Raw genomic sequence first — 22,974 nt, 5'->3', positions numbered from 1 at the left:
ACCTAGACCGTGGCAGGGGGGCGTGACGGGGAGGATGCCGCGCCCCCAGCTGGCTCAGAAGGTCAGGTTCAGAGTGGCCAGATACTTCCGGCCGGTCCGGTACACGCCCCGCGGCAGAGCCGGCGTATTGGCGTAGGCGTAGTACTCGGAGTCCGTGAGGTTCATGCCGGCCAGCGTCACGCTGACGTTGTCGGTGAACCGGTACGTGGCCGAGGCGTCGAGCGTGTCGACGTCGCGAACGTACATCTCGTCCCCACGGTCGACGCCCGTGAAGTACTTCGAGCGCCAGGTGTAGGTCGCCCGGATCGCCACCGGCCCGGCTTCATAGAAGGGTCCGAGGTTCACCTGATGGCGCGAGTTGTAGGGCAGGTCCTGCCCATCGGAGCCCTCGCCCGCCGCGTAGGTATAGTTCGCGAGCAGACCGAAGCCGTAGGCGTAGTTCTGCTGGTAGGCGATCGCCAGGCCCTTCACCGTCGCTGAACCCGCGTTGTACGGACGGCTGATCTGGTAGGTCGTGACCCGACCCTGGCTCTGGTTGAAGTACTGCTCCGGCGCGGTCTGCTGCAGGATGTAGTTGCTGATGTCCTTGTAGAAGACCTCGGCCGCCAGGATCGCCTGGGGCTGGAAGTACCACTCGGCCGACGCGTTGAAGTTGGCCGACTTGTACGGATCCAGGTTCGGGTTGCCCCCGCCGCCGGTGAGGATCTGGTCCGAGAGCCAGAAGTAGTTGGTCAGGTCGGCATAGTTCGGGCGGGCGATCACCTGCGCTGCGGCGAAACGCAGGATCAGGTTCTCGCTCGCGTTGTACGCCAGGTTCACGCTCGGCAGCACGTTGTCATAGGACCGCGAGGTGGTCTGCCAGACCCAGTCGTTGGCGCCGGAGCAGGCAGCGCCCGGGCGGCAGACGTAGCCGGAGCTGTCGACGTCGGTGCGGACCACCCGCACGCCCACATTCCCGCGCAGTTCGCCGGCCTGAATGTTGGCCTGGAGGTAGGCCGCGCTGATGTCCTCGCGGATCTTCCAGTTGCCCGCGGTGAATTCCGGCGCCGCGAAGATCGACGGGGTGGGCAGCGAGGCGCCCGCGGGCAGCCATTGGCCGCCTTCCACATAGGACACCATCGCATCGCCGCTGATGCGGAAGCGGGTGCGCATCTGCTCGTTGGAGCCGAAGCCTTCGAGATAGTTGCTCGCCACCTGCGACGGGTTGAACAGGCTGGCCGGGGCGGCCACGCCGGTGATGGCGATGCCCGCGTACTCCTGCCCCGTCTCGTGGCGGCGGAACTTGTAGCCGACCTGGACGCGCTTGATCACGCCGTCCATGTCGTAGCCAAAGTCCGCCTGGGCGTACTTCTCCTCGTCCGTCGTCGGCTTGCTGACGAGATTGCCGCTCCAACCCGGATCGGTCGCGAACGCCGCCGGGTTGCCCATGACGTTAGTCGTGTAGCTGACGGTGCCCGGATTACCCGGCGCGCCGCTCAGGTCGACCGTGTAGTTGGCCCAGTTGAGAAACTCGAGGAAGACCTGCCGCTTGGTGCCGCCGTCCGCCTTGGACTGACCGATCACGCCCGACAGGTCCCAGCTGTCGCCGTGCCAGGTCCCACGGAAGTCATAGGTGTCGGAGTTCATCTCCGCTTCGCGGTACTGGACGTCCAGCACGCTCAAGGCGTTGTTGAAAGAGGCGCGGGTCACGACGCCGTCCGCAACCTCGATGCCGGTCAGGGCGCCCAGGCTGTTCCAGGTGTTGCCCTGGAAGGCGTACATCGACTGGTTGGTGTTGTCGTAGGTGGCCTTGATCTTCAGCCAGTTGAACTCCAGCTCGAGCTGATCGTTCGGCCGGAACTGCAGTGCGCCCGTGTAGGTCGTCCGGTCGCGCTCCTGCTCGAAGTAGGACGATCCGAAAGCATTCGGGCTGCGGGCGCCGAGGTTGGACGTCAGGGTCGCCGAGCAGGCGCCGACGCAGCCGGCGTTGCGCGAGTCGACCGGGTTGTCCGGATTGCCGCCCGCCCATTGATTGGCGGCGATGGTGCCGTAGGACTCCACGCCGTCACGGCGCAGCTGGTCCGTGGCCTTGGACACCGAAAACGCCGCTCCGAAGCGCTCGCTCGGATCCTTCCAGCTCACCATCAGCGAGCCCTGGATGTCGTTCTTCTCCGAACGGTCGTTGTAGAGATAGCCGACCGAGCCAGCGATCGTCGGCGACTTCAGATCGAAAGGCTTGCGGGTGTTGACGATGACCGTCCCGCCGATGCTGCCCTCGTCGATGCGCGCTTCCGGCGACTTGTAGACGTCGACCCGGCCGACAATCTGCGGCGCCAAAAGGGCGTAGTTGAAGGTGCGCCCGGGCGTATCCAGGATGAACCAGTCCGCCGACGCGACCGTCTGGCCGTTCAGCAGGGTGCGGTTCAGAGCCGGGTCGGTGCCCAGGATGCTGACCTTTTCGCCTTGGCCGAACTGGCGGTCGACCGTGACGCCTGGGACCATCGTCAGCGCCTCGGCGACGTTGGTGTTCGGAAACTTGCCGACGTCTTCGGCGGTCACCGAGTCCACGATGGCGTCGGCGTTGCGCTTGGTCTCCAGCGACTGCTGCAGCGATGCGCGGATGCCGGTGACCACGACTTCGTCAACGGACGTGTCCTGGGCGGCTGCGGCATTGGCGAATGCAAGCGCCACAAGGCTCGCCCCGCCGATCATGAGATGTTTGCGACGCTTCATCACTTTGGCTTCTCCCCTCCTGTCCGGGTGTGCCCCGGGGCCCGGTGCAGGTCCAATGTGATACCAATCGCCCCCTCCGGGCTGTCGCATCACAGTGGTCGCGGAGTGGACTGTGCCGTGTTTCAGATTTTTGACAAGTCCAAAAAGAGACCAATTGCATCCCATGGACGAATTGGTATCTAAGTGGTCTCAAGCTGCTCAATGCCACGTCATTGAGATCGGAGGGGCGCTGTGACGAGCTTTGCGGAAAGGATCGGCGGACTGCACGCCGACGGGCATGCCCCCCTGTACCGGCAGCTTCAACGCGCGATTCGCGAGGCGATCCAGAAGCAGGTTCTCGGCGCCGATGACGCCCTTCCCGCCGAGCGGGACCTGGCCGATGAACTCGGCGTCTCGCGCATCACCGTGCGCAAGGCGCTGGACGGCTTGGTGAGCGAGGGCCTGCTGACCCGTCGTCAGGGAGCCGGGACCTTTGTGGCCGCGCGCGTGGAAAAGAGCTTCTCGAAGCTCAGCTCCTTCAGCGAGGACATGATCTCTCGTGGACGCAAGCCGCACTCGAAATTCCTGAGCCGCAGCTCGGGCCTGGTGACCCCGGAAGAGTCGCTCACCCTGGGCCTTGGGCCCGGCGCTCCGGTCTATCGCTTCAACCGGATCCGCTACGCCGACGATGCGCCGATGGCGCTCGAGTATTCCACCCTGCCCGCCTTCGCCCTGCCGAGCGCCGAGGTGGTCAAGGCTTCGCTTTATGAGGCGCTGGAAGCCACCGGGCATCGCCCTGTTCGCGCACTGCAGCGACTGCGGGCCGTTCTGTTCACCGCCGAGCAGGCTGAGCTGCTTGGCATCGCGGCGGGCGATCCCGGCCTGTTGATCGAACGGCGCGGCTTCCTGCCTGACGGCCGCGTCGTTGAAGTGACGCAGTCCTACTATCGCGGCGACGCCTACGATTTCGTCGCCGAACTGAACGCCATCTCGGCCTAGCGGCCGGAACGGAGAGCGCCTCGTGAGTTCGTCACCTCGTCCGGAAAACACGCGCATGCACCAGGAGGCCGCAGAGGCCGCTGAGGCGGTAGCGCGTCTGCTCATGGCCAATCGTGCGGCTGTGCGCAGTCTGGCCGGTGAGCTGCGCGCCCAACCGCCGCGCGCCGTGGTGACCTGCGCCCGCGGCAGCTCGGACCATGCGGCGACCTTCGCGAAGTATCTCATCGAGACCAGCGCTGGCGTTCTTACCTCCTCGGCGGCGATGTCCGTGAGTTCGGTGTATGAGGCGCGTCAGGATCTGGACGGCGTGCTGTTCCTCGCCATCTCGCAGTCCGGGCGCAGCCCCGACCTGCTCGCCTCGGTTCGCGCGGCCCGCGACGCCGGAGCGCGTGTGGTCGCTATGGTGAATGACGAGACGGCGCCGCTGGCCGAACTCGCCCATACCACCCTGCCCCTGCACGCGGGACCGGAACGCAGTGTGGCGGCGACGAAGTCCTTCATCACCGCCCTGGCCGCGATCGCCCAGCTCGTCGCCGCCTGGACCGAGGATGCGGAGCTCGAAGCCGCCCTCGACGCCCTGCCGGAACAGCTTTCCCAAGCTTGGAGTCTGGACTGGCCGGAGGTGGTCGCGAACCTGCTTGAGGCGCAGAGTCTCTACGTGCTCGGACGAGGCGTCGGCTTCGCCGTCGCCCAGGAAGCAGCCCTGAAGTTCAAGGAAACCTGCGGCCTGCATGCGGAAGGCTTCAGCGCGGCAGAGGTCCTCCATGGCCCCATGGCGCTGGTGGAGCGGGGCTTCCCGCTCCTGGTGTTCACCCAGGATGACCCCACCCGGGACAGCGTCATCGCGCTTGCCGACCAGCTGCGCCAACGCGGTGCGGAGGTCATGCTTGCCGCCACGGACGCGCCCGGCGCCCTGCCAGCCGTGTCGGCGCACCCGACGCTGCAGCCCATTCTGCAGATCCAGAGCTTCTACAAGGCGGTGAACGCCCTGTCGGTGGCGCGCGGGCTCGACCCCGACAACCCGCCCCATCTGCGCAAGGTCACCGAGACCGTCTGATGGCTGTCGCTCTCGTCAACGCTCGCGTGCTCACGCCCCAGGGGCTGGAGCCGCTCACCGTCCGGCTGAAGGACGGCAAGATCCTGTCGGTGGGAACGACGGCGGAAGCCGGCGACGACATCCGTGATCTCGGCGGGCGGCTGCTGCTGCCGGGCTTTGTCGACACTCAGGTGAACGGCGGCGGGGGCGCGCTCTTTAACGACGATCCGAGCGTAGCCACCATCAGGACCATAGGCGCCGCCCATCGGCGCTTCGGCACCACGGGCTTCCTGCCCACCCTGATCAGCGACGAGCTTCCTGTGATCCGACAGGCGATCGCCGCCGTGGACGCCGCGATCGACGAGGGCGTCCCCGGGGTGCTGGGCATTCACATCGAGGGCCCGTTCATCAGCGCCGATCGCAAGGGAATCCACGACGCCTCGAAGTTCCGGGTGCTGGATGACGAGGCCATCGACCTTCTCACCTCCCTCCGGCGCGGCCGTACATTGGTCACCCTGGCGCCTGACGCCACAACGCCAGACATGATCCGGCGGCTCGCACAGGCGGGCGTGGTGGTCGCGGCCGGCCACACCGACGCGGACTACAGGACGGTCCGCGCCGCGCTCGACGCTGGCCTCAGCGGGTTCACCCACCTCTTCAATGCGATGTCGCCGCTGAACTCTCGCGAGCCGGGCGTGGTCGGCGCCGCGCTGGAGGATGCCGGCAGCTGGTGCGGGCTGATCATCGACGGACGCCACGTTCATCCCGCCACCCTGCGCATCGCCCTGCGAGCGAAAGGGACGGACAAGTTCATGCTCGTCACCGACGCCATGCCGAGCGTGGGGATGAAGGACAAGCGGTTCACGATCCAGGGCCGCGCGATCGATGTGGTGGACGGCGTCTGCGTCGACGAGAAGGGCACCCTGGCCGGGTCCGACCTCGACATGGCCAGCGCCGTGCGCAACGCCATGGAGATGTGCCGCCTGGACCTGGCGACAGCGGTTCATATGGCCGGCGCCTCGCCCGCCGCCTTCCTGCGGCTGTCCGATCGTATCGGCGCGATCCAACCTGGCCTTTGCGCAGACCTTGTCGTGGCCGACGACCGGCTCGAGGTCCTGCAGACCTGGATCGCAGGCGAGCCGGATCGCCCGCTTCAGGCGGCGGCCTAGGGCCTGTAGTTCAGCTCCACGCGCACCCCGTTCGGGTCGAACAGAAAAATCTGCCGGGCATCGCTCCCCGGTACGGCCTTAGCCACATAGGTGAGCCCGGCGGTCTCGAGCCTGTCGATCATCGCGTCGTAGTCCGCGATCTCGAACGCAACGTGGTTCAGGGCGCTCTTCGTCGAGGGCCCCACGGGTGCGGGCGCTTCTTGCACGTGAACAATCGGCCGACCATCGGCGTAGAGCCAGTAGCCGCGGAAGTCGAACGGCGGGCGCGGCCCTTCCGCCATGCCCAGCACGTCAACGAAGAAGTCACGAGTCGCGGTCAAGTCTTGGGTGGCGATGTTGACGTGATCGACGGTGCGGATGGTCATTCGGCCTGTCCCCTGGCGCTTCGGCTTACTCTAGGTCAACGCGGAGCGGGCCGCACGCGAACCGTTCGCGAGCATACCGTTGACTCAACTTTCGATCACGAGCTTCGGACTTGCCAGCCGCAGCCCTGCCCCGCATGACTGTTTGAGAGCTGCAACCGGTCGGAGATGGCCATGATCTCGCCCGCCCAGAGCCCGACGCATCCTCCTCGCCACTATCCCACTCCTGCCGCCAAGTGCGCAGACTTGGTGGTGCATGTTGTTGGCCTGACCCTCGCGCTTGTAGGCGGGATCGTTCTGCTGGCGCTCGCCGTCCAAGCGCAGTCGATCACGAAGGTGGTCGGGGTCGCGATCTACGCCGCCGGCGTCGTGGCCATGCTCGCGTTTTCAACGGCTTACAACTTCGCCAAGCCCCGCTTCCGGCCATTGCTCCGCCGCCTCGACCACGCCGGCATCTTCCTGATGATCGCAGGCTCCTACACCCCGTTCACCACCCAGAACCTCACCGGCGCCTGGGCTTGGGGCATGACGGCCGCGGTTTGGTCGATCGCGGCGCTAGGCGCGCTCGGCAAGCTGTTCCTGCCGCGCGTGGATCGCCGGTTCTGGGTGGGTGTCTACCTGGTGCTAGGCTGGCTCGTCGTGGTGGCGCTGAAGCCAATGATCGACGGCACCACCTGGGTCGCGCTGCTGCTGCTCGCCCTGGGCGGCGTGCTCTATTCCACCGGTGTGATCTTCTACGTGAACAAGCGCCTGAAGTTCGCCCGAGCCATCTGGCACGGCCATGTGGTGGCGGCCGCAGGGGCGCATTGGGCCGCCGTGCTGCTTGGGGTCGTGCTCGCCACCCGCGGCTGAGTGTTAGCGATCCCATAGAAAAAACCGGCCAATCCGGCGGTTTTTCTCCGATTCCGGGCCTCGAATGTTGCCAAAATGCGACGGGTGACGGTCTCCTGCATCTCGACGTTGGTCGAGCTTTGATCCAAGCTCGGTTTGCGTACCGAAGATTCAAGCGAGCACCCGCGCCACATAAGCGGGGCCGATAATTGGGAGGAATCCGGGACATGAACACCAGACGGCTATTTCGCACGTCCGCAATCGTCGGCGTTCTCGCCGCCACCGCAGCTACGGCCGTTCAGGCCCAGGAAGGCCGGCAGGTCGAAGAGCTGGTCGTCACCGCTCAGAAGCGGGAACAAAGCCTCCAGGACGTGCCGATCGTCGTGACCAGCGTCAGCGGCCAGCTCCTGCAGGACGCCGGCGTGCGCGACATCCGCGAACTGACGGTGCTGACCCCCGGCCTGACGGTCACCTCGACGTCCAACGAAACCATTGTCACGGCGCGGGTCCGCGGCGTCGGCACCGTCGGCGACAACCCGGGCCTCGAGTCTTCCGTCGGCGTGGTGATCGACGGCGTCTACCGCCCCCGGAACGGCGTGAGCTTCGGCGACCTCGGCGAGACTGAGCGCATCGAAGTGCTCAAGGGCCCGCAAGGCACCCTGTTCGGCAAGAACACCTCCGCCGGCGTAATCAACATCATCACCGCCGGGCCGACGCGCGACCTGCGCGCCGAGTCCGAAGCCACCTTCGGCAACTTCGGCCAGACGGGCTTCACCGGCTCGATCAGCGGTCCGATCACCGACACCCTGGCCGGGCGCCTGTTCGCCGGCGCCCGCCGGCGCGACGGCTACCAGGACATCATCACCCTGGGCGGTCCTCGCGCTGAAAAGGACGACAACGACCAGAACTTCTACACCCTGCGCGGCCAGCTGCTGTGGCAGCCGACCACGGAGCTGTCGGCCCGCATCATCGCCGACTACACCAAGCGCAGCGAACACTGCTGCGTCGGCACCCAGCTGTTCGTCGGCTCCGCCCCGAACGGCCGCGGCCAGCTGGTCAACGCCACCCGCCCCGGCTCCCTGGACCTGACCAGCACGCCCTATGACCGCCAGGGCTACGCCAACCGCTCGACCGACCAGCGGGTCGAGGACAAGGGCCTGTCGGCAGAGATCAACTGGGACATCACCGACGCGGTGCGCCTGACCTCCGTCAGCGCCATCCGCAACTGGTACTCGGAAGTCGGACAGGACAGCGACTTCACCGCCGCCGACCTAGTCTACCGGCCGAACGACGGCACCAACAACGTCGAATTCGGGCAGGTCTCTCAGGAGCTTCGCCTGGCGGGTGAAGCCGGCCGCCTGAACTGGCTGGTCGGCGGCTTCTACGCCAAGGAAGATCTGGACACCCGCCAGCGCCTTCTGTTCGGCTCGGACTACTACAGCTACTTCGTGGGCCGCGTGCTGAACGGCGTGCCCGCGCTGATCGGCCTGACGCCGAACCGCATCCTCCAGCCCGGTTCGGGCTCGGACGACGTCCATTCCCAGGAAGCGAAGACCTGGGCGCTGTTCACCAACAACTCGTTCCGTTTCACCGACGCGCTCGAGCTGACGGTGGGCCTGCGCTACACCAGCGACGAGAAGACCCTGAACTCGCGGTACTCGACCACCGGCGCTTCGTGCGACCTGGCCGAGCCCTTCTTCGTCGCCCTGGCCAGCAACCCCGCCCTGGGCGCCACGGCGGCGGCCAGGCAGGCGGCGGCCACCAGCATCGTCGGCGGCCTGTGCCTCAACGGCCAGAACAACGACTTCGACGACCTCGGTGCGGTGGAGCAGTCACGCACGGAGGAAGAGTTCTCCGGCACCGCCAAGCTCCAGTACCGCTGGTCGCCTGACGTGATGACGTATGTGTCCTACTCGCGCGGCTACAAGGCCGGCGGGTTCAACCTCGACCGCGAACAGCGGATCGTGGTCACGGCCACGGGACCGAACTTCACGGCCGACGCGAACACCTCCTTCGAGCCGGAGATGGTCGACAGCTGGGAGCTCGGCGCCAAGACGAGCTGGTTCGGCAACAGCCTGCTGGTCAACGCCGCGGCCTTCCACCAGACCTTTGAAGACTTCCAGCTGAACACCTTCGTGGGCACCGCCTTCGTGGTGGAAACCCTGCCGGAAGTGATCTCGCGCGGCGTCGACGTCGACTTCTACTACGCCCCGCCGATCGAGGGGCTGAACATGCAGGGCGGCGTGACCTGGGCCGAGACCGAAATCCAGCCGTTCACCGCGGCGGAGCTGATCGACCCCACCCGCTTCAACAGCCTGCGTCGCCTGCCGGGCGCGCAGATGTCCTTCGCCCCGCGCTGGTCCGCTTCGCTGGCCGGCACCTACGAGCGTGAGATCAGCTCCAGCCTGATGTTCCGCAGCAACATCGCGGCCAAGTACACCTCGCGCTACAACACCGGTTCCGACCTGCACCCGTCCAAGGTTCAGGACCCGCTGATCCTGGTGAACGGCCGGATCGGCATCGGCCCGCAGGACGACCGCTGGAGCGTCGAGCTTTGGGGTCAGAACCTGACGAACGAAGACTACCTGCAAGTGGGCTTCAACGGCCCGTTCCAGGTGGACGAGAACAACGACAACGTCAGCGTCTACAACGGCTTCCTCGGCGCGCCGCGCACCTACGGCGTGACCCTGCGCATGCGCTACTGATCGACCATCCTATCGAGCATCGCCTCGACGGCCCGGAGAGATCCGGGCCGTTTTTTCTTGGCCAGCTCGAGAGCCGGCAAGCAGGCCTCGACGGCGAACAAGCGCCAGGATCAGGTCGTAGGGGATCGCCGGCGCCTCCCGCATCTGCATGTAGAGCCAGCGCCTGCGCCCTGCCCCGCCATGCCCCCGCCGCGTCGGTCCGCGCGACGCCCGCACGCCCAAGGCGCGGAGCACCAGTTGGATGCGCGGCAGGTGGTAGGCGTCGCTGATCGCGATGCACGCGCGCTCACCCCGGCTTCGCAGGAAGCGGGCGGCCGCCGCGGCGGATTGCAGGGTGTCCTTGCTGTCTTCGTCCAGCACCAATCGCGCAGGATCGACGCCGCGCGAGATCAGCACCCTGGCCATGATCGAAGCTTCGGACGGCGGGTGGCGGCCGACCCCGCCTGAGCAGAAGATCATCGCATGCGGCGCCGCAGCCGCCGCTTCCTCAGCGTAGCCGATCCGCCGCATGAGGCTGGGCGAAGCCCGGCCGCCTGGCCAGACCGCCGCACCGAACACAACGATGACCGATGGCCGCGTCACCGCCGGACCATGGCCGGCTCGGTCACGCTTCGCCAGCTAGTTCGGCGCGGCCCCGTTCATCGGCGGCTGGTAGTGATCCACCAGATCGGCACGTTCGGCTTCCCGGACCGCACGGGTCACGTTCAGGCGCGTCAGCACCTTGGCCTCGACGAAGTCCTGGCGCGCCTTTTCGAGCGGCGCGCGCCAGGTCTGATTCGCCAGGTTGTCCGTTTCGCCGGCGTAGATGATCTCCGGTCCTTCGGGCGTCTCTCGGGCGATCACATAATTGGCGCCGGCGGGGGGAAGGAAGCGGTCCTCCTCGAGGGGCGTGTAGCGGTAGCGGGCGCCGGACTTTCCGGCGAGCTCGATCTGGCGGGTCAACAGCACTCTCCAGCCTGGATGAAGCGGCCGCGCGAAGCGGATCCTGAGCCCGCATGCATCGAATTGGAGTTGGGCCAAAAGTAGGCCCAGCTTGGCTGTAGAGCGCAGTCATGCGAGACACTTGGCTGCGGCGCGCAGCTCGTGGCCGGAACGACCGCAACTGTAAGGCGTTCGGCCTAGGGCTGTCCTAAGCGAGGGAAATCCTCGTAAAGGGAGTGCGACCGAGGCCGGTCGCTGCGCCTCCCTGGGTACGGATTTCCGCGAGACCACCACCACCGATGGAGCGACCTGCCGACTTCAGCCTCCGCACCGCGACCGATCGCCCCACGGCGACGCTCAGCGGTGATTGGACGACCAGCGGCATGGGCGAAGCCGGGTCGGCGCTCGCGCAGGAGCTTTCCACTCGGGACGACGTCGCGTTGGATGTGCGGCCGATCCGCCGCCTGGACACCGCTGGCGCCTACGCCATCGTCAAGGCGGCGGGGGACCGGTTCGACCTCGCCAAGGTCGAGGGCCGTCCTGAGACCCTGCGCCTGCTTCAGCTGGTCAGCGAAGCCCGCAACCGCGAACCGGAAGCCCGGCGGGCGTCCGGCGGCTTCCATGAAATGACTGTTCGGGTCGGACGCGGGGTCGTCGACGTCCTGCGCGAAGGCATGGACACCATGGTGTTCCTTGGCCACCTGCTGGTGGTCGTCGGCCGCTCGCTGATCAACCCTCGCCGAATCCGCTGGCCTGCGCTGATTTCGCAGATGGAGCGCGCCGGGCTCGACGCGATCCCGATCGTTGCCACCACCGCCTTCTTCATCGGAGCCGTCGTCGGCCTGCTCGGGGCCAACATGCTCCGCCAGTTCGGGGCCGAGGTGTTCGCAGTCGAACTGATCGGCATCGCGGTGCTGCGCGAGTTCAACATCATCATCACGGCCGTCCTGCTGGCCGGCCGCTCCGCTTCGTCGTTCGCAGCCGAGATCGGCTCGATGAAGATGAACCAGGAGATCGACGCCATGCAGGTTATGGGCGTCGACCCCTACGAAGCGCTTGTGCTCCCCAGGTTCGCCGCCCTGCTTTTCACCATCCCCCTGCTCACCTTCGTGGCGACGCTCGCCGGGCTGTTCGGCGGCCTGGTCGTCGTCTGGTCGGCGCTGGACCTGGGCCCCGCCTTCTTCCTCCAGCGCATCGTGGACAACGTGGGCGCCGCCCAGTTCTGGATCGGCCTTTCGAAGGCGCCGGTCATGGCCGCCGTGATCGCCGGCATCGGCTGCCGCCAGGGCATGGAAGTCGGCGGCGACGTCGAATCCCTTGGACGGCGGGTCACCGCGTCTGTCGTGCACGCCATCTTCGCGATCATCATCCTCGATGCGGCGTTCGCCCTGATCTACATGGAGCTCGGATTGTGAGCACCGTGGACGAAGCCCATCTCAGCGACGACGAACTGCTGGACGCCGAAGGCCCGGCCATCGAGATCCGCGGACTCACGAATGCGTTCGGCGATCACGTGGTGCACCAAGACCTCGACCTGACCGTCAGGCGCGGCGAGATCCTCGGCGTGGTCGGCGGCTCGGGCGCGGGCAAGTCGGTTCTGCTCAACACCGTCATCGGCCTGCGCCAGCCGCAGGCGGGCTCGGTCAAGGTCTTCGGCCAGGACCTCCAGACGGCCTCCCGCCGTCGCTGGAGCGCCATCGAGCGGCGCTGGGGCGTGCTGTTCCAGAGCGGCGCCCTGTTCTCCAACCTGACAGTCCGGGAGAACATCGCAGCCCCGATGTTCGAGCACACCAAGCTGTCGCGCAAAGAGATCTACGAACTCGCCGAGCTGAAGGTCGCGCTGGTCGGCCTGCGGCCCGGCGCCGCGTCTCTCAAGCCGGCGGAATTGTCAGGCGGCATGCGCAAGCGGGCGGGCCTGGCGCGGGCCCTGGCGCTGGATCCCGAGCTTCTGTTCCTGGATGAACCCACCGCCGGCCTTGACCCGATCGGGGCGGCGGCGTTCGACGAGCTGATCAAGGACCTGTCCCAGACCCTTGATCTGACGGTGTTCCTGATCACCCACGACCTGGACACCCTTTACGAGATCACCGACCAGGTGGCGGTGCTGGCCGACAAGCACGTGGTGGCGACCGCCCCTGTGCAAAAGCTGGAACGCTCCGACCATCCCTGGATCCGGGAATACTTTCTGGGACCCCGCGGCCGAGCGGCCGCCGCAGCCCAGTCCAAGGCGGAGGCGGAGGCCTGATGGAAAAGAACGCCAACTACGCCCTGGTGGGCCTGTCGTCCCTGATCCTGTTTGTCGGGCTGATGATCTTCGTGGTCTGGCTCGCCCGTCTGCAGTTCACGCAAGAGAACGACATCTACGACATCGTCTTCCAGGGGCCGGTTCGCGGCCTCAACCAGGGCGGCGAAGTCCATTTCAACGGGATCAAGGTCGGCGAGGTCACCAAGATCGCGCTGGACCGCACGAACCCCAGTCGGGTGATCGCCCGCGCCCGGGTGACCTCCGACGTGCCGATCCGCGTGGACTCCTTCGCGACGCTTGAGCCGCAAGGCATCACCGGCCTGAACTACATCCAGATCACCGCCGGCACTCCGACGCGTCCCCTCCTGAAGGACACTGTGGCCAACGACCGGATCCCGGTCATCCGCAGCCAGCGCAGCACCCTGTCGGATTTGCTGGAAGGCGGCGGCACGGTGCTGACCCGGACGATCGAGGCGCTGGACCGGGTCAATCGGGTTCTGTCCGACCAGAACATCCGCAACTTCTCGGGCGCCATCGCCGACGCCCAGGCGATCACGGCGGAAGTGCGTGAGCGCAAGTCCATCATCGCCGACCTTCAGAAGGCCGTTCAGGACGTCGACGCGGCCATTCTTCAGGTCAACCAGCTGACCCGCGACACCAACCAGATCATCAACACCGACGGGCGCCGCACCATGCGGAACGTCGCCGACGCGGCCGAGGAAGCCCGCGGGGCGGCTCAGGAAGCACGGGCGATGATCGAGCAGCTGCGTGGCCCCACGTCCGAGTTCGCCACCACCGGCCTGCCGCAAGTCACCGCCGCGGTGATCCAGCTGCAAAGCGCGGCCGAGTCGCTGGAGCGCCTCGTCAACGACATCCAGACCAGCCCCACCGGCGTGATCAGCAAGGGACGGGCGGAAGAAGTGGAAGTTCAACCATGAGCCCGACCCTGAGCCGTCCCGCCGCCCTCCTCCGCGTCGCCGCGGCGGCCGGGATGGCGCTGGCTCTCAGCGGCTGCATCTCCCTGCTGCCCAAGAGCAAGCCATCCCTGCTGTACCGGTTCGGTCAAACGCCGGTTGCGGCGGCCTCTACGCCCGCCCCGGCCGCATCCGCCGGCGCGCAGCGGTCCGTCGGCGTCTTCCGGGCCATGGGCCTCTTCCAGCGGGAAGCCGCCAGCGATCGGATGCTGACGGTCACCGGATCGCGCACGGCCTACATCGCCGGTGCGCGGTGGGTCGCCCCAGCGCAGAACCTGTTCGACGAGGCGGTGCTCCGCGCCTTCGACGACGCGTCCGGCCAAGTGCGGTTGGTCTCGCGCGGCGAGCAGGTGCGCAGCGCCTACGCCCTGCGCCTCGATGTCCGCAACTTCGAGGCTCACTACGAGAACGGTCCTGAGGCCGCGCCTACCGTGCTGGTGCGGGTTCGCGCGCTGATGACCCGCAATACGGACAGCGCCGTCATGGGCGAGCAGATCTTCGAGGCGCGCGTCCCCGCCGCCGAGAACCGCGTCGGCGCCATTGTCGACGCGTACGACCAGGCGCTCAGCCAGGTCCTGGGCCAGCTGGTCGGCTGGACCAACCAGACCGCCCGGCCGGTCGCCGCCTAGGCGAGGCCGTTCAGGCGTTTCGCGGCGGTCACCGTGTTCTGAAGCAGCACGGCGACCGTCATCAGGCCGACGCCGCCAGGGACGGGCGTGATCCACCCGGCCACCTGCGAGGCTTCCTTGAAGTGCACGTCGCCCACCACCTTGGTGCGACCGGCGGCGGCCTTCTCCGGATCATCGAACGGCACCCGGTTGATCCCGACGTCGATCACGGCGGCGCCCGGCTTGATCCAGTCGCCGCGGATCATGCGCGGCCGCCCGACGGCTGCGACCAGGATGTCCGCCTCGCGGCAAACGGCCGGAAGGTCCTGGGTGCGCGAATGGGCTACGGTCACCGTGCAGTCGGCCTGCAGCAGCAGTTGGGCGATGGGACGGCCAACCAGGACGGATCGGCCCACCACCACCGCGCGCTTGCCGGACAGATCACCCAGCGTCTCGCGCAGCAGGATCATGCTGCCCATGGGGGTGCACGGGTACAGGCCCGGCAGTCCGCTCGCCAGCCGGCCGGCGTTGACCACGTGCAGGCCGTCCACGTCCTTGTCCGGATTGATCGCCGCCAGCACGGGCTTTTCGTCCAGGTGCTTGGGCAGCGGCAGCTGCACCAGGATCCCGTGGATCAGCGGATCCTCGTTCAGCTCGGCGATCAGCCGCATCAGGTCGTGCTGCGAGGCGTCCGCCGGCATTCGGTGGGTCACCGAATGCATGCCGGCCGCCAGCGACTGCTCGCCTTTGGACCGCACATAGATCTGGCTGGCGGCGTCCTCGCCCACCAGCACCACGGCAAGCCCCGGCTGCAGGTTATGCTCGGCGCGCAGCCGGCTCACCTCCACAGCAACTTCAGCGCGCAGGCGCTCGGAAAAGACCTTGCCGTCGATCAGCTGGGCAGGTGCGCGGTCGGCCATGAGTCCTCCTGGTCGCGCCCGCAACTAGCGGCTCAGGCCCTTGCGCGTAAACCCCTGTTCAGTCGCGCGCGCCGCGCAGCCAGGACGCGACGGCCCAGGCATGGGCTTCGCGGCTCAACGAGCGGAGCGCCTCGAGCGGCTCCAGCCAGACCAGCGCGTGATCTTCCTCGACCTTCAGCTCGGGCGCTTCGCCGACGAGCCGTCCAGAGAAGAACTGCCCACGGGTGTTATGCGAGCGGCCGCTGTCGTTGACAAAGAAGTGGTCGGCGCAGGTGATGCGGTGCTGGATTTCCACCCTCAGCCCGGCCTCTTCCCCGCACTCGCGGGCAGCCGCCTCCCCGGCGCTCTCGCCGTGCTCCAGGCCCCCGCCGGGAAGATCGATCCGCTCCCCGCCGTTGGCCAGCGTGACCCGGACCAACGCCAGCTTGCCCGCGTGCTCCACCACGACAAAGGCGGCGGGCCGGTCCGGGTACTCGCGCCCCGGCTCAGGCCGGCCGAACTGCGGAACGCTCATCAGTCGACGCCATAGAGCGCGGGATAGGGATCGACCTTGCCGGCCTCCACATCGGCGACCGCCACCGGCTTCCAGCCCACCTTGCTGCTGGCGCTGGCGCGCCAGGACTCGACGATCAGGTCGCGCAGCTCAGAGGCTCCGACAGCAATCTGCTGCGTAGCCATGGCGGTCCCGCGCGGGTCTCCAGGTGCAAGACCGCCGGCCTTCTCCATGGCGTAGAAGGGCTCCACGAGCCGTCCGGTCGCCTGCAGGTATCGGACCGTCCGTTGCTCCAGGCTGCAGTCGCAGACGTTCAGCGGCGTGACCTTGGCCGCCACGGCCTGGGGCTTCACGCTGGCCTGCACGAGCTCGCTCTCGAACGGGCCGTGCAGCTTGGCCTTGGAGTAGCCGTTGGGGTTCGGATAATCGCCCCAGCCGTTGTAGTGCGCGGTCACGTGCAGCGGCTGACTGCCGTCGCCGATGTAGTGCGACAGCTGCCCCACGGTCTGCAGGATCTGGGCTTCGCGGCGCTTGCGGTCGGCCGCGAAGAAGGCCCGGTGCGACTTCCACTTCGGGTTGGCTTCAGCCGCCTTCAGGACCCGCCAGTAGGCGAAATCCAGGGTCAGTTGCTGACGCCGGTCGATGATGGCGTACGGCAGGTACCCCGCCTTCCAGCTGTTTTGGCCAACCGCCTGCAGCGCCGCCTCGTAGTCGGCGCGGGTATCCGGAAGATCGTCGAGACGCGGACCGCCTAGGATCCGTCCATCGTCTTCCAGATCCACGAAGTGCGCCGCGTCGCGGTCCTGATCGTGGACCTTGCCGGCGCCCTTGGACCGGTCCGGCTCACGCGAGAACTCGCCCACGTCCATGGCCGCCTGCGCAGTCCGAAGGAAGGCGGGGACCTCGCGCGGCAGGGCGCGGACGGCGGTCTCGCCGATCATCCGATGTCCTGTGTTGCCCCACCCCAGGGCGACAGACGGCGCGAGCGCCAGCACGGCGGCCGCGGCAAACCAAACGTAGCGTTTCATGACCTCCCGTTTGCGCACCCGCTACGGGATTGGCAAGCGTCGCTCAGCGCCGTCGTCGAAGGTTCACGTCGCGGGCGCAGGTCCGATGCCGAGCGCCGCTTCTACGCGCGCGATCCAGGCAACGACGTTCGGGAAGGCTGCCAGGTCGAACCCGCCCTCGGGCGCCACGCGGGTGTAGGCGACCAGCGACACGTCGGCGAGGCTCGCCGCTCGCCCAACCAGGAACGGCGCTTCAGACAAGGCCGCGTCCAACCTCGCCAGGGCGCCGTTGCCGCGCTCGACCAGCCGCGGCTCAAGATCACTTGGCGATTTGCCGAGGTAGCGCACCTGGAAGCGGGCGACGGCGACGTACGGCTCGTGGCTGTACTGCTCCCAGAACAGCCACTCGAACATCCGCGCCCGCTCGTAGCTGTCCGTCGGGATCAGGTCCGATCCTTCAGCAAGATGCAGGATGATGGCGTTGGACTGCGCGAGCGGGCGACCGTCGTCGAGAATCACCAGCGGGACCTGCCCTGCGGGGTTGAGCGCGAGAAAGGCCGGGGTGCGGCTTTCGCCCTTGAGAATGTCCGTCTCGATCCACTCGTAGGATCGCTTCAGGTAGTCCGCAGTCCAGCGAACCTTCAAGCAGTTCCCTGAGATGGAATCCCCATAGATCTTCATGAACTTACCCCCGAATACCGCGGGCATTCAGAGAGCCATTCGGCAAGCATAGGCAAACGATACTGTCTGCTTGTGCCTATTAGCTGGGCTGATGATCCAGGGTGCGACTCCGGAGCAGGGTTGCCCTGCCCGGTTTGAGCCGGTAAGACTCACGGACAACCAGACAACGACGAAGGAGACGCCGTCATGCGACGCCGCCTCGCCGCCACACTGGCAGCTATTTCGGCTTTTGCGTGTGTTTCGAACGCGCAAGCCGCGACTTCCGATCCCATCGGCGACATGATTATGTCGGTGGTCACCGGCTCGGTGCCCGGCGCTCCTGGCTGGAACGTCAAGGCCACGCTCTACCATGCCGGCGCCAAAGGCGTTGGCGCGCTCGACTCGCTCGGGTGCAAGGTGGTCGCCATGCGCACGGTTGCGGTCGACAAGACCCTGATCCCGCGTCGCAGCGTCCTGTTCATCAAGGAAACCGTCGGCCTGAAGATGCCGGATGGCACCTCCCATGACGGCTACTGGTACGCCTCCGACACTGGCGGCGCGATCAAGGGCAAGCGCATCGATCTGTTCACGGGCAAGGGCTCCTCGTCCATGAACCCGGTGAAGCGCCTGAACCTGGCCACCCTCACCGCCGTCAAGGTCGGTGACTTCAAGGGCTGCCCCCCGGCGTAAGCTCCGGCGTACCAGAACGCGACAGGCCGCTCTCGAGCGGCCTTTTTCGTGCGCGTCGACAGACACTGAAGTCCAGACTTGACCCACACACCCGCAAAGCCGAGACTGAAGTTTCAGCTTCAGTGAGGACGCGCCATGGATACCGCCCCCGTCGTGCACGACACCTTCGTCCTGCGCCGCACATACCCCCTTCCCGCAACTCGCCTGTTCGCCGCCTTCGCCGATCCGGCCAAGAAGCGTCGTTGGTACGCCGAAGCCGAAACCCACGACGTCGAGGCCTACGAGATGGAATTCCGCGCCGGCGGGATCGAGCGCTTCCGGTATCGCTTCCGGGAAGGCACGCCATTCCCAGGCGTCGAGCTCTCAAGCGAGGGGGTCTTCCAGGAGATCACGCACGAGCGCCGCATCGTGACCGCCAGCCGGATGCTGCTTGGCGAGCACTGTATCTCGGCGACACTGGTGACGATCGAGATCTTCCCTACCGCAGAGGGCTGCGAGCTGGTCTGCACCCATCAAGGCGCCTTCTTCGAAGGCTCCGACGGGCCGCAGATGCGCAAGGCTGGCTGGGAGGCTCTGTTCGACAAGCTCGCCCAGCAGCTTGGGAACTGAAGCGATGGAAGCGCAGAGCGAGATCGACCGCATCCTGCAGGCGCTTGGGGATCCCACGCGCCGAGCAATCCTGGCCCGGCTGGGAGAAGGCCCGCAGTCGATCTCAGGCTTGGCCGAGCCCCTGGGCGTCAGCCTCACCGCCGTCTCGCAGCACCTGCAGATCCTGCAGGACTGCGGACTGGCACAGTCTCGCAAGGTCGGGCGAGTCCGCTCCTGCCGCATCGACACGCAGGGCTTTCGGACCCTTGAGAACTGGATCCGAGATCAACGGAGCGTCTGGGAACAGCGGCTGGACCGCCTCGGCGACATCGCCGCCGAGGACTAGCTCAGGTCTCGACGAACGCCTTTTCGAGTACGAAATCGCCGGGGTTGGCGATCGAGCCCTCTTCGAAGCCGCGGTCGAGCAGCAGCTGCTTCAAGTCCGCCAAGACCGAGGGGCCGCCGCAGAGCATCAGGCGATCGACCGCCGGATCCAGCGCAGGCACGCCGAGGTCCTCGAACAGCTTGCCGGAGGAGATCAGGTCGGTGATCCGGCCCTGGTTCTTGAACGTCTCGCGGGTGACCGACGGATAGTACCTCAGCTTGGGCCCGATCAGCTCGCCCAGGTCCTCGTCGTTCGGCAGCTCCGTCTCGAGGAACTCGCGGTAGTTCAGATCCGCCACTTCCCGCACAGTATGGGTGACGATCACCTCGTCGAAGCGCTCGTACACTTCCGGCTCGCGCACCAGCGACAGCCACGGCGCCAGGCCTGTACCCGTGCCCAGCATGTAGAGCCGCTTGCCAGGCTTGAGGCCATCCATGACCAGCGTGCCCGTCGGCTTGCGGCCAATCAGCACCTGGTCACCCACCTTGATGTTCTGCAGGCGCGAGGTCAGCGGGCCGTCGGGAACCTTGATGGAGTAGAACTCCAGGTGATCAGCCCAGGCTGGAGAAGCGATGGAATAGGCGCGCACCAGCGGCTTGCCGTCGTCCTTCTGCAGACCGACCATCACGAACTGCCCGCTGGTGAAGCGGAAGCCTGGATCACGGGTCGTGCGGAAGGAGAACAGGCTCTCGGTCCAATGCTGGACCCAGGTCACCGTCTCGACGAAGAAGGCGCCGCTCGCCTTGAGAGGCGCCGGCTGCGCCAAGGTCACATCGTTCATCAGCTAAAGCTCTCTTGGTCGCGGCTCAGATATCGCCGCCCACGTCCGCGACCGCACCCGGCGCGCGCGCCAGATGTATGCCGCATTCGGTCTTTTGCGAACCCGCCCAGCGGCCGGACCGCACGTCTTCCGGATTGTCGACCGGCTTGGTGCACGGCCAGCAGCCGATCGAGGGGAACCCCTGGGCGACCAGCGGGTGCGCCGGCAGGTCATGCTCAGCGATATAGGCGTCGAGCTCGGCCTTGCCCCAGTTGGCCAGCGGGTTGAACTTCACCTTGCCGTCCGATTGCTCGACAACCGGCAGGGACAGGCGCGAGCCGCCGTGGAAGCGCTTGCGACCGGTGATCCAGCCTTGGAAATCGACCAGGGCGCGGTCCAGCGGCAGCACTTTACGGATGTGGCAGCAGCCGTCGGTGTCCGTTTGCCAGAGGTTATTCTTCGGATCGGCGGTGGCGATGTCCTGGTAGGCCGGGCGCAAGTCGCGCACGTCCGTCAGGCCCAGCGTCGCCGCCAGCGTCTTGCGATAGTCCAGCGTCTGGCCGAACAGGTGCCCAGTGTCGAGAAACAGCACGGGGATGTCCTTGCTTACCTGGCTCGCCAGATGAAGCAGCACCACCGATTCCGCGCCGAAGGACGAGACCAGCGCCAGCTCGTCACCGAACATCTGGTACGCCCGCTCCAGAATGGTGCGCGGATGGGCGTGACGCAGCTCGGCGTCCAGGCTGAGGGCCAGGTTGGCCGGGCCCTCCGAAGTATCGAAAGCCATGCTCACTCTCCCCGTTCGGCGAAGGCCGGAGGCCGGCGATCCGCCGCACGTTGATAGACGTGACGGTAGCGGTGGACCGCAGCGGCCCACTGATCGGGCGTCGAGCCGTCGGACGGCTCGAAGGCGTCGAAGCCGGTGCGGACCATAAAGCCGGCCTGCTCGCGGAACACGTCGCCAACCGCCCTCACCTCGCCCGTGAAGTTGAGGCGCTCGCGCAGCAGGCGCGCGGACGTGAACGCCCGACCGTCGCGGAACTTGGGAAAGGCCAGGGCTACCACCGCCAGCCGCGGCAGGTCGTAGGCGAGCGCCTCCACCTCCTCGTGGCTTTCGATCCGCACGCCGACCGCCCGACCGTCGTGCAGCAACCGGTCGCCTTCCGCCTGGAAGCGGGTGAGCGAGATGATCACGTCGCCGGTCGCCAGGTCCTGGTCGTCCGCCACATGGGTGAAGGGATCGTCAGCCAGGACGAACTGGCCGCCCTGCAGCTTAATCCGCTGTGGCATAGACCGCCTCCTTGAAGGGGGTGACGCCGGTGCGCCGGAAGGTGTCGAGGAAGCGCTCATCGGCTTGCCGCTCGCGCAGGTAGACATCCACCAGGATGTCGACCGCTTCCGCCACGCGGTTGTACGGCAGCGCCGGGCCAAGGATCTGGCCGACAGCGGCGTCTTCGGCGCCTGAGCCGCCGAGGGTGAGCTGGTAGAACTCCTCGCCCTTCTTATCGACGCCCAGAATGCCGATGTGGCCGACGTGATGGTGCCCGCAGGCATTGATGCAGCCGCTGATCTTGATCTTCAGCTCGCCCACCAGCTCCGCGCGCTCCTGGTCGCGGAAGGTCTCGGCGATCTGCTGGGCGATCGGGATGGCCCGTGCATTGGCCAGGGCGCAGTAGTCCAGCCCCGGGCAGGCGATGATGTCGGTGACCAGGTTGATGTTCGGCGTCGCCAGCCCGGCGCGCTGGAGTTCAGCGAACACCACCGGCAGGTCGTCCAGTTTCACGTGCGGCAGGACCAGGTTCTGCTCGTGCGTGACCCGGATGTCGTCCTGGCCGAAGCGCTCCGCGAGATCAGCGACCACGTCCATCTGGTCGGCCGTGGCGTCCCCCGGCGTTTCGCCGATCGCCTTCAGGCTGATATCGACGATGGCATAGCCAGGCCGCTTGTGCGGCTTGACGTTGTTGCGCACGAACCGGGCAAACGCCGGATCCGCCGCCTTGGCCTGCTCGAAGATTTCGGAGCGGTTCACCGCCACGTCCAGGTTGGGCATGGCGAAGGCGCCGCGGATGCGGGCCAGCTCGCTGTCCGGCAGATCGCCCGAAGGACCGATCTGCTCCCACTCGGCCTCGACCTGGCGTTTGAACTCCTCGGCGCCCAGCGCGGCCACCAGGATCTTGATGCGCGCCTTGTAGATGTTGTCCCGCCGGCCGTGGCGGTTGTACACGCGCAAAACCGCTTCCAGGTACGAGAACAGCCGGTTGGCCGGCAGGAACTCGCGAACGGTCGGCCCCACATGCGGGGTGCGGCCCAGGCCGCCGCCGACGATCACCTCGAAGCCCAGCGACCCGTCCCGGGCGCGCTTCAGCACCAGTCCGATGTCGTGGACCTTGGCCGCCGTGCGGTCCTTGGGCGCCGCCGTCACCGCGATCTTGAACTTGCGCGGCAGGAAAGAGAATTCCGGGTGCAGGGTCGACCACTGGCGCATCGCCTCTGCCCACACGCGCGGATCGTCCACCTCCTCGGCGGTGGCGCCGGCGTAGGGGTCGGCGGTCACGTTGCGGATGCAGTTCCCGCTGGTCTGGATGGCGTGCATGTCCACGCTGGCCAAATGGTCCAGGATGTCCGGGGTGTCCGCCAGCCTGATCCAGTGAAACTGCAGGTTGGTCCGAGTGGTGAAGTGGCCGTAGCCCTTGTCGTAGGTGCGGGCGATCCAAGCCAGCTTGCGCATCTGCGTCGAGTTCAGCGACCCGTAAGGGATCGCCACCCGCAGCATGTAGGCGTGCAGCTGCAGGTACAACCCGTTCATCAGGCGCAGCGGCTTGAACTGGTCCTCGGTGATCTCGCCGGCGAGCCGGCGGGTCACCTGTTCGCGGAACTCCGCCGACCGATCGGCGACCAGTTCCTTGTCGATGGCATCGTAGCGGTACATC

At 66.9% G+C, this 22,974-nt stretch carries 24 protein-coding genes; 12 read left to right on the top strand and 12 right to left on the bottom strand.

Going from position 1 to position 22,974, the window contains the following annotated elements; all coding sequences use genetic code 11:
- Positions 1-54 precede the first annotated feature (54 nt).
- Positions 55-2,712 carry a TonB-dependent receptor gene (locus DJ018_RS11880; protein ID WP_111515156.1) on the bottom strand — a complete coding sequence of 886 codons (2,658 nt, stop codon included), beginning with the start codon at positions 2,710-2,712 and terminating at the stop codon, positions 55-57.
- A gap of 231 nt (positions 2,713-2,943) precedes the next feature.
- On the opposite strand from DJ018_RS11880, the gene DJ018_RS11875 reads away from it, so the two are divergent.
- Genes DJ018_RS11875 through nagA form a run of 3 tightly spaced genes read left to right on the top strand, consistent with a single transcriptional unit; the run spans position 2,944 to position 5,895 of the window.
- Positions 2,944-3,690, top strand: coding sequence for a GntR family transcriptional regulator (locus DJ018_RS11875; RefSeq protein WP_111515155.1), 747 nt, complete (start codon positions 2,944-2,946; stop codon positions 3,688-3,690).
- 55 nt (positions 3,691-3,745) lie between these two features.
- A complete protein-coding gene (locus DJ018_RS11870) occupies positions 3,746-4,747 on the top strand; it encodes an SIS domain-containing protein (protein ID WP_111515154.1) in 1,002 nt (333 codons plus the stop codon).
- Positions 4,747-5,895, top strand: coding sequence for an N-acetylglucosamine-6-phosphate deacetylase (nagA, locus tag DJ018_RS11865; RefSeq protein ID WP_111515153.1), 1,149 nt, complete (start codon positions 4,747-4,749; stop codon positions 5,893-5,895). The genes DJ018_RS11870 and nagA overlap by 1 nt, the downstream gene beginning before the upstream one ends.
- Here the strand turns inward: nagA and DJ018_RS11860 are convergent.
- Positions 5,892-6,260: a VOC family protein gene (locus tag DJ018_RS11860; RefSeq protein ID WP_111515152.1), complete on the bottom strand. Its 369-nt coding sequence runs from the start codon at positions 6,258-6,260 to the stop codon at positions 5,892-5,894. The genes nagA and DJ018_RS11860 overlap by 4 nt on opposite strands.
- A 171-nt stretch (positions 6,261-6,431) precedes the next feature.
- On the opposite strand from DJ018_RS11860, the gene trhA reads away from it, so the two are divergent.
- Together trhA and DJ018_RS11850 are read left to right on the top strand one after the other, a co-directional pair.
- On the top strand, positions 6,432-7,109 hold the full coding sequence (trhA, locus tag DJ018_RS11855; RefSeq protein ID WP_420849512.1) for a PAQR family membrane homeostasis protein TrhA: 678 nt from the start codon (positions 6,432-6,434) through the stop codon (positions 7,107-7,109).
- Positions 7,110-7,315: 206 nt separating this feature from the next.
- On the top strand, positions 7,316-9,793 hold the full coding sequence (locus DJ018_RS11850) for a TonB-dependent receptor (RefSeq protein WP_111515150.1): 2,478 nt from the start codon (positions 7,316-7,318) through the stop codon (positions 9,791-9,793).
- Between the two features lie 9 nt (positions 9,794-9,802).
- Here DJ018_RS11850 and DJ018_RS11845 read toward each other — a convergent pair whose 3' ends face one another.
- Positions 9,803-10,375, bottom strand: coding sequence for a YdcF family protein (locus DJ018_RS11845; protein ID WP_165842901.1), 573 nt, complete (start codon positions 10,373-10,375; stop codon positions 9,803-9,805).
- 36 nt (positions 10,376-10,411) lie between these two features.
- Positions 10,412-10,735, bottom strand: a complete 324-nt coding sequence (locus tag DJ018_RS11840) for a hypothetical protein (protein ID WP_111515148.1) — start codon at positions 10,733-10,735, stop codon at positions 10,412-10,414.
- A 278-nt stretch (positions 10,736-11,013) separates the two neighbouring features.
- On the opposite strand from DJ018_RS11840, the gene DJ018_RS11835 reads away from it, so the two are divergent.
- From DJ018_RS11835 to DJ018_RS11820, 4 genes are read left to right on the top strand one after another with little or no spacing between them, the layout of a single operon-like run.
- Positions 11,014-12,129 (top strand): MlaE family ABC transporter permease, encoded by a 1,116-nt coding sequence (locus tag DJ018_RS11835; RefSeq protein ID WP_111515147.1) that lies wholly within the window; start codon positions 11,014-11,016, stop codon positions 12,127-12,129.
- A gap of 5 nt (positions 12,130-12,134) precedes the next feature.
- A complete protein-coding gene (locus tag DJ018_RS11830) occupies positions 12,135-12,959 on the top strand; it encodes an ABC transporter ATP-binding protein (RefSeq protein ID WP_111515309.1) in 825 nt (274 codons plus the stop codon).
- Positions 12,959-13,897, top strand: a complete 939-nt coding sequence (locus DJ018_RS11825; protein WP_111515146.1) for an MlaD family protein — start codon at positions 12,959-12,961, stop codon at positions 13,895-13,897. Before DJ018_RS11830 ends, DJ018_RS11825 begins: the two co-directional genes overlap by 1 nt.
- Positions 13,894-14,562, top strand: a complete 669-nt coding sequence (locus tag DJ018_RS11820; RefSeq protein WP_111515145.1) for an ABC-type transport auxiliary lipoprotein family protein — start codon at positions 13,894-13,896, stop codon at positions 14,560-14,562. Before DJ018_RS11825 ends, DJ018_RS11820 begins: the two co-directional genes overlap by 4 nt.
- Here the strand turns inward: DJ018_RS11820 and folD are convergent.
- The 4 genes from folD to DJ018_RS11800 form a co-directional block, all read right to left on the bottom strand.
- Complete coding sequence (folD, locus tag DJ018_RS11815; RefSeq protein WP_111515144.1) at positions 14,559-15,461, bottom strand: bifunctional methylenetetrahydrofolate dehydrogenase/methenyltetrahydrofolate cyclohydrolase FolD; 903 nt, start codon at positions 15,459-15,461, stop codon at positions 14,559-14,561. The genes DJ018_RS11820 and folD overlap by 4 nt on opposite strands.
- 58 nt (positions 15,462-15,519) lie before the next feature.
- Positions 15,520-15,975, bottom strand: coding sequence for an NUDIX domain-containing protein (locus DJ018_RS11810; RefSeq protein ID WP_111515143.1), 456 nt, complete (start codon positions 15,973-15,975; stop codon positions 15,520-15,522).
- On the bottom strand, positions 15,975-16,982 hold the full coding sequence (locus tag DJ018_RS11805) for a phospholipase C/P1 nuclease family protein (protein WP_111515142.1): 1,008 nt from the start codon (positions 16,980-16,982) through the stop codon (positions 15,975-15,977). The genes DJ018_RS11810 and DJ018_RS11805 overlap by 1 nt, the downstream gene beginning before the upstream one ends.
- A 63-nt stretch (positions 16,983-17,045) precedes the next feature.
- A complete protein-coding gene (locus DJ018_RS11800; RefSeq protein ID WP_111515141.1) occupies positions 17,046-17,642 on the bottom strand; it encodes a glutathione S-transferase family protein in 597 nt (198 codons plus the stop codon).
- A 186-nt stretch (positions 17,643-17,828) separates the two neighbouring features.
- Between DJ018_RS11800 and DJ018_RS11795 the strand changes: the two genes are divergently transcribed.
- The 3 genes from DJ018_RS11795 (at position 17,829) to DJ018_RS11785 (ending at position 19,245) form a co-directional block, all read left to right on the top strand.
- On the top strand, positions 17,829-18,311 hold the full coding sequence (locus DJ018_RS11795) for a 3D domain-containing protein (protein ID WP_111515140.1): 483 nt from the start codon (positions 17,829-17,831) through the stop codon (positions 18,309-18,311).
- A 135-nt stretch (positions 18,312-18,446) separates the two neighbouring features.
- Entirely contained in the window at positions 18,447-18,920 is a 474-nt protein-coding gene (locus tag DJ018_RS11790) for an SRPBCC domain-containing protein (RefSeq protein ID WP_111515139.1), read from the top strand.
- Positions 18,921-18,924: 4 nt separating this feature from the next.
- The gene (locus tag DJ018_RS11785) at positions 18,925-19,245 is read left to right on the top strand and encodes an ArsR/SmtB family transcription factor (RefSeq protein WP_111515138.1); all 321 of its coding nucleotides are present in this window, start codon (positions 18,925-18,927) and stop codon (positions 19,243-19,245) included.
- A 1-nt stretch (position 19,246) separates the two neighbouring features.
- Here DJ018_RS11785 and DJ018_RS11780 read toward each other — a convergent pair whose 3' ends face one another.
- From DJ018_RS11780 to DJ018_RS11765, 4 genes are read right to left on the bottom strand one after another with little or no spacing between them, the layout of a single operon-like run.
- Positions 19,247-20,065 carry a ferredoxin--NADP reductase gene (locus tag DJ018_RS11780; RefSeq protein ID WP_111515137.1) on the bottom strand — a complete coding sequence of 273 codons (819 nt, stop codon included), beginning with the start codon at positions 20,063-20,065 and terminating at the stop codon, positions 19,247-19,249.
- Between the two features lie 25 nt (positions 20,066-20,090).
- The gene (locus tag DJ018_RS11775) at positions 20,091-20,831 is read right to left on the bottom strand and encodes a phosphoadenylyl-sulfate reductase (protein WP_111515136.1); all 741 of its coding nucleotides are present in this window, start codon (positions 20,829-20,831) and stop codon (positions 20,091-20,093) included.
- A gap of 2 nt (positions 20,832-20,833) precedes the next feature.
- The gene (locus tag DJ018_RS11770) at positions 20,834-21,334 is read right to left on the bottom strand and encodes a DUF934 domain-containing protein (protein ID WP_111515135.1); all 501 of its coding nucleotides are present in this window, start codon (positions 21,332-21,334) and stop codon (positions 20,834-20,836) included.
- Positions 21,318-22,973, bottom strand: a complete 1,656-nt coding sequence (locus tag DJ018_RS11765; protein WP_111515134.1) for a nitrite/sulfite reductase — start codon at positions 22,971-22,973, stop codon at positions 21,318-21,320. The genes DJ018_RS11770 and DJ018_RS11765 overlap by 17 nt, the downstream gene beginning before the upstream one ends.
- Between the last annotated feature and the right edge of the window lies 1 nt (position 22,974).

Origin of the sequence: Phenylobacterium deserti (assembly GCF_003254705.1) — a bacterium.
In the GTDB taxonomy this organism is placed as follows: Bacteria; Pseudomonadota; Alphaproteobacteria; order Caulobacterales; family Caulobacteraceae; genus Phenylobacterium; species Phenylobacterium deserti.
This window is presented reverse-complemented; position numbering and strand designations above follow the sequence as displayed.

Excerpts from the sequence above, each read along its gene's own strand:
- DJ018_RS11770 (WP_111515135.1), bottom strand. The coding sequence starts at position 21,334 with ATGCCACAGCGGATTAAGCTGCAGGGCGGCCAGTTCGTCCTGGCTGAC.
- DJ018_RS11825 (WP_111515146.1), top strand. The coding sequence starts at position 12,959 with ATGGAAAAGAACGCCAACTACGCCCTGGTGGGCCTGTCGTCCCTGATC.
- folD (WP_111515144.1), bottom strand. The coding sequence starts at position 15,461 with ATGGCCGACCGCGCACCTGCCCAGCTGATCGACGGCAAGGTCTTTTCC.
- DJ018_RS11805 (WP_111515142.1), bottom strand. The coding sequence starts at position 16,982 with ATGAAACGCTACGTTTGGTTTGCCGCGGCCGCCGTGCTGGCGCTCGCG.
- DJ018_RS11850 (WP_111515150.1), top strand. The coding sequence starts at position 7,316 with ATGAACACCAGACGGCTATTTCGCACGTCCGCAATCGTCGGCGTTCTC.
- DJ018_RS11795 (WP_111515140.1), top strand. The coding sequence starts at position 17,829 with ATGCGACGCCGCCTCGCCGCCACACTGGCAGCTATTTCGGCTTTTGCG.
- DJ018_RS11775 (WP_111515136.1), bottom strand. The coding sequence starts at position 20,831 with ATGGCTTTCGATACTTCGGAGGGCCCGGCCAACCTGGCCCTCAGCCTG.
- DJ018_RS11820 (WP_111515145.1), top strand. The coding sequence starts at position 13,894 with ATGAGCCCGACCCTGAGCCGTCCCGCCGCCCTCCTCCGCGTCGCCGCG.
- DJ018_RS11765 (WP_111515134.1), bottom strand. The coding sequence starts at position 22,973 with ATGTACCGCTACGATGCCATCGACAAGGAACTGGTCGCCGATCGGTCG.
- DJ018_RS11880 (WP_111515156.1), bottom strand. The coding sequence starts at position 2,712 with ATGAAGCGTCGCAAACATCTCATGATCGGCGGGGCGAGCCTTGTGGCG.
- DJ018_RS11870 (WP_111515154.1), top strand. The coding sequence starts at position 3,746 with ATGCACCAGGAGGCCGCAGAGGCCGCTGAGGCGGTAGCGCGTCTGCTC.
- DJ018_RS11790 (WP_111515139.1), top strand. The coding sequence starts at position 18,447 with ATGGATACCGCCCCCGTCGTGCACGACACCTTCGTCCTGCGCCGCACA.
- DJ018_RS11785 (WP_111515138.1), top strand. The coding sequence starts at position 18,925 with ATGGAAGCGCAGAGCGAGATCGACCGCATCCTGCAGGCGCTTGGGGAT.
- nagA (WP_111515153.1), top strand. The coding sequence starts at position 4,747 with ATGGCTGTCGCTCTCGTCAACGCTCGCGTGCTCACGCCCCAGGGGCTG.
- DJ018_RS11810 (WP_111515143.1), bottom strand. The coding sequence starts at position 15,975 with ATGAGCGTTCCGCAGTTCGGCCGGCCTGAGCCGGGGCGCGAGTACCCG.
- DJ018_RS11860 (WP_111515152.1), bottom strand. The coding sequence starts at position 6,260 with ATGACCATCCGCACCGTCGATCACGTCAACATCGCCACCCAAGACTTG.
- DJ018_RS11780 (WP_111515137.1), bottom strand. The coding sequence starts at position 20,065 with ATGAACGATGTGACCTTGGCGCAGCCGGCGCCTCTCAAGGCGAGCGGC.
- trhA (WP_420849512.1), top strand. The coding sequence starts at position 6,432 with ATGATCTCGCCCGCCCAGAGCCCGACGCATCCTCCTCGCCACTATCCC.
- DJ018_RS11800 (WP_111515141.1), bottom strand. The coding sequence starts at position 17,642 with ATGAAGATCTATGGGGATTCCATCTCAGGGAACTGCTTGAAGGTTCGC.
- DJ018_RS11835 (WP_111515147.1), top strand. The coding sequence starts at position 11,014 with ATGGAGCGACCTGCCGACTTCAGCCTCCGCACCGCGACCGATCGCCCC.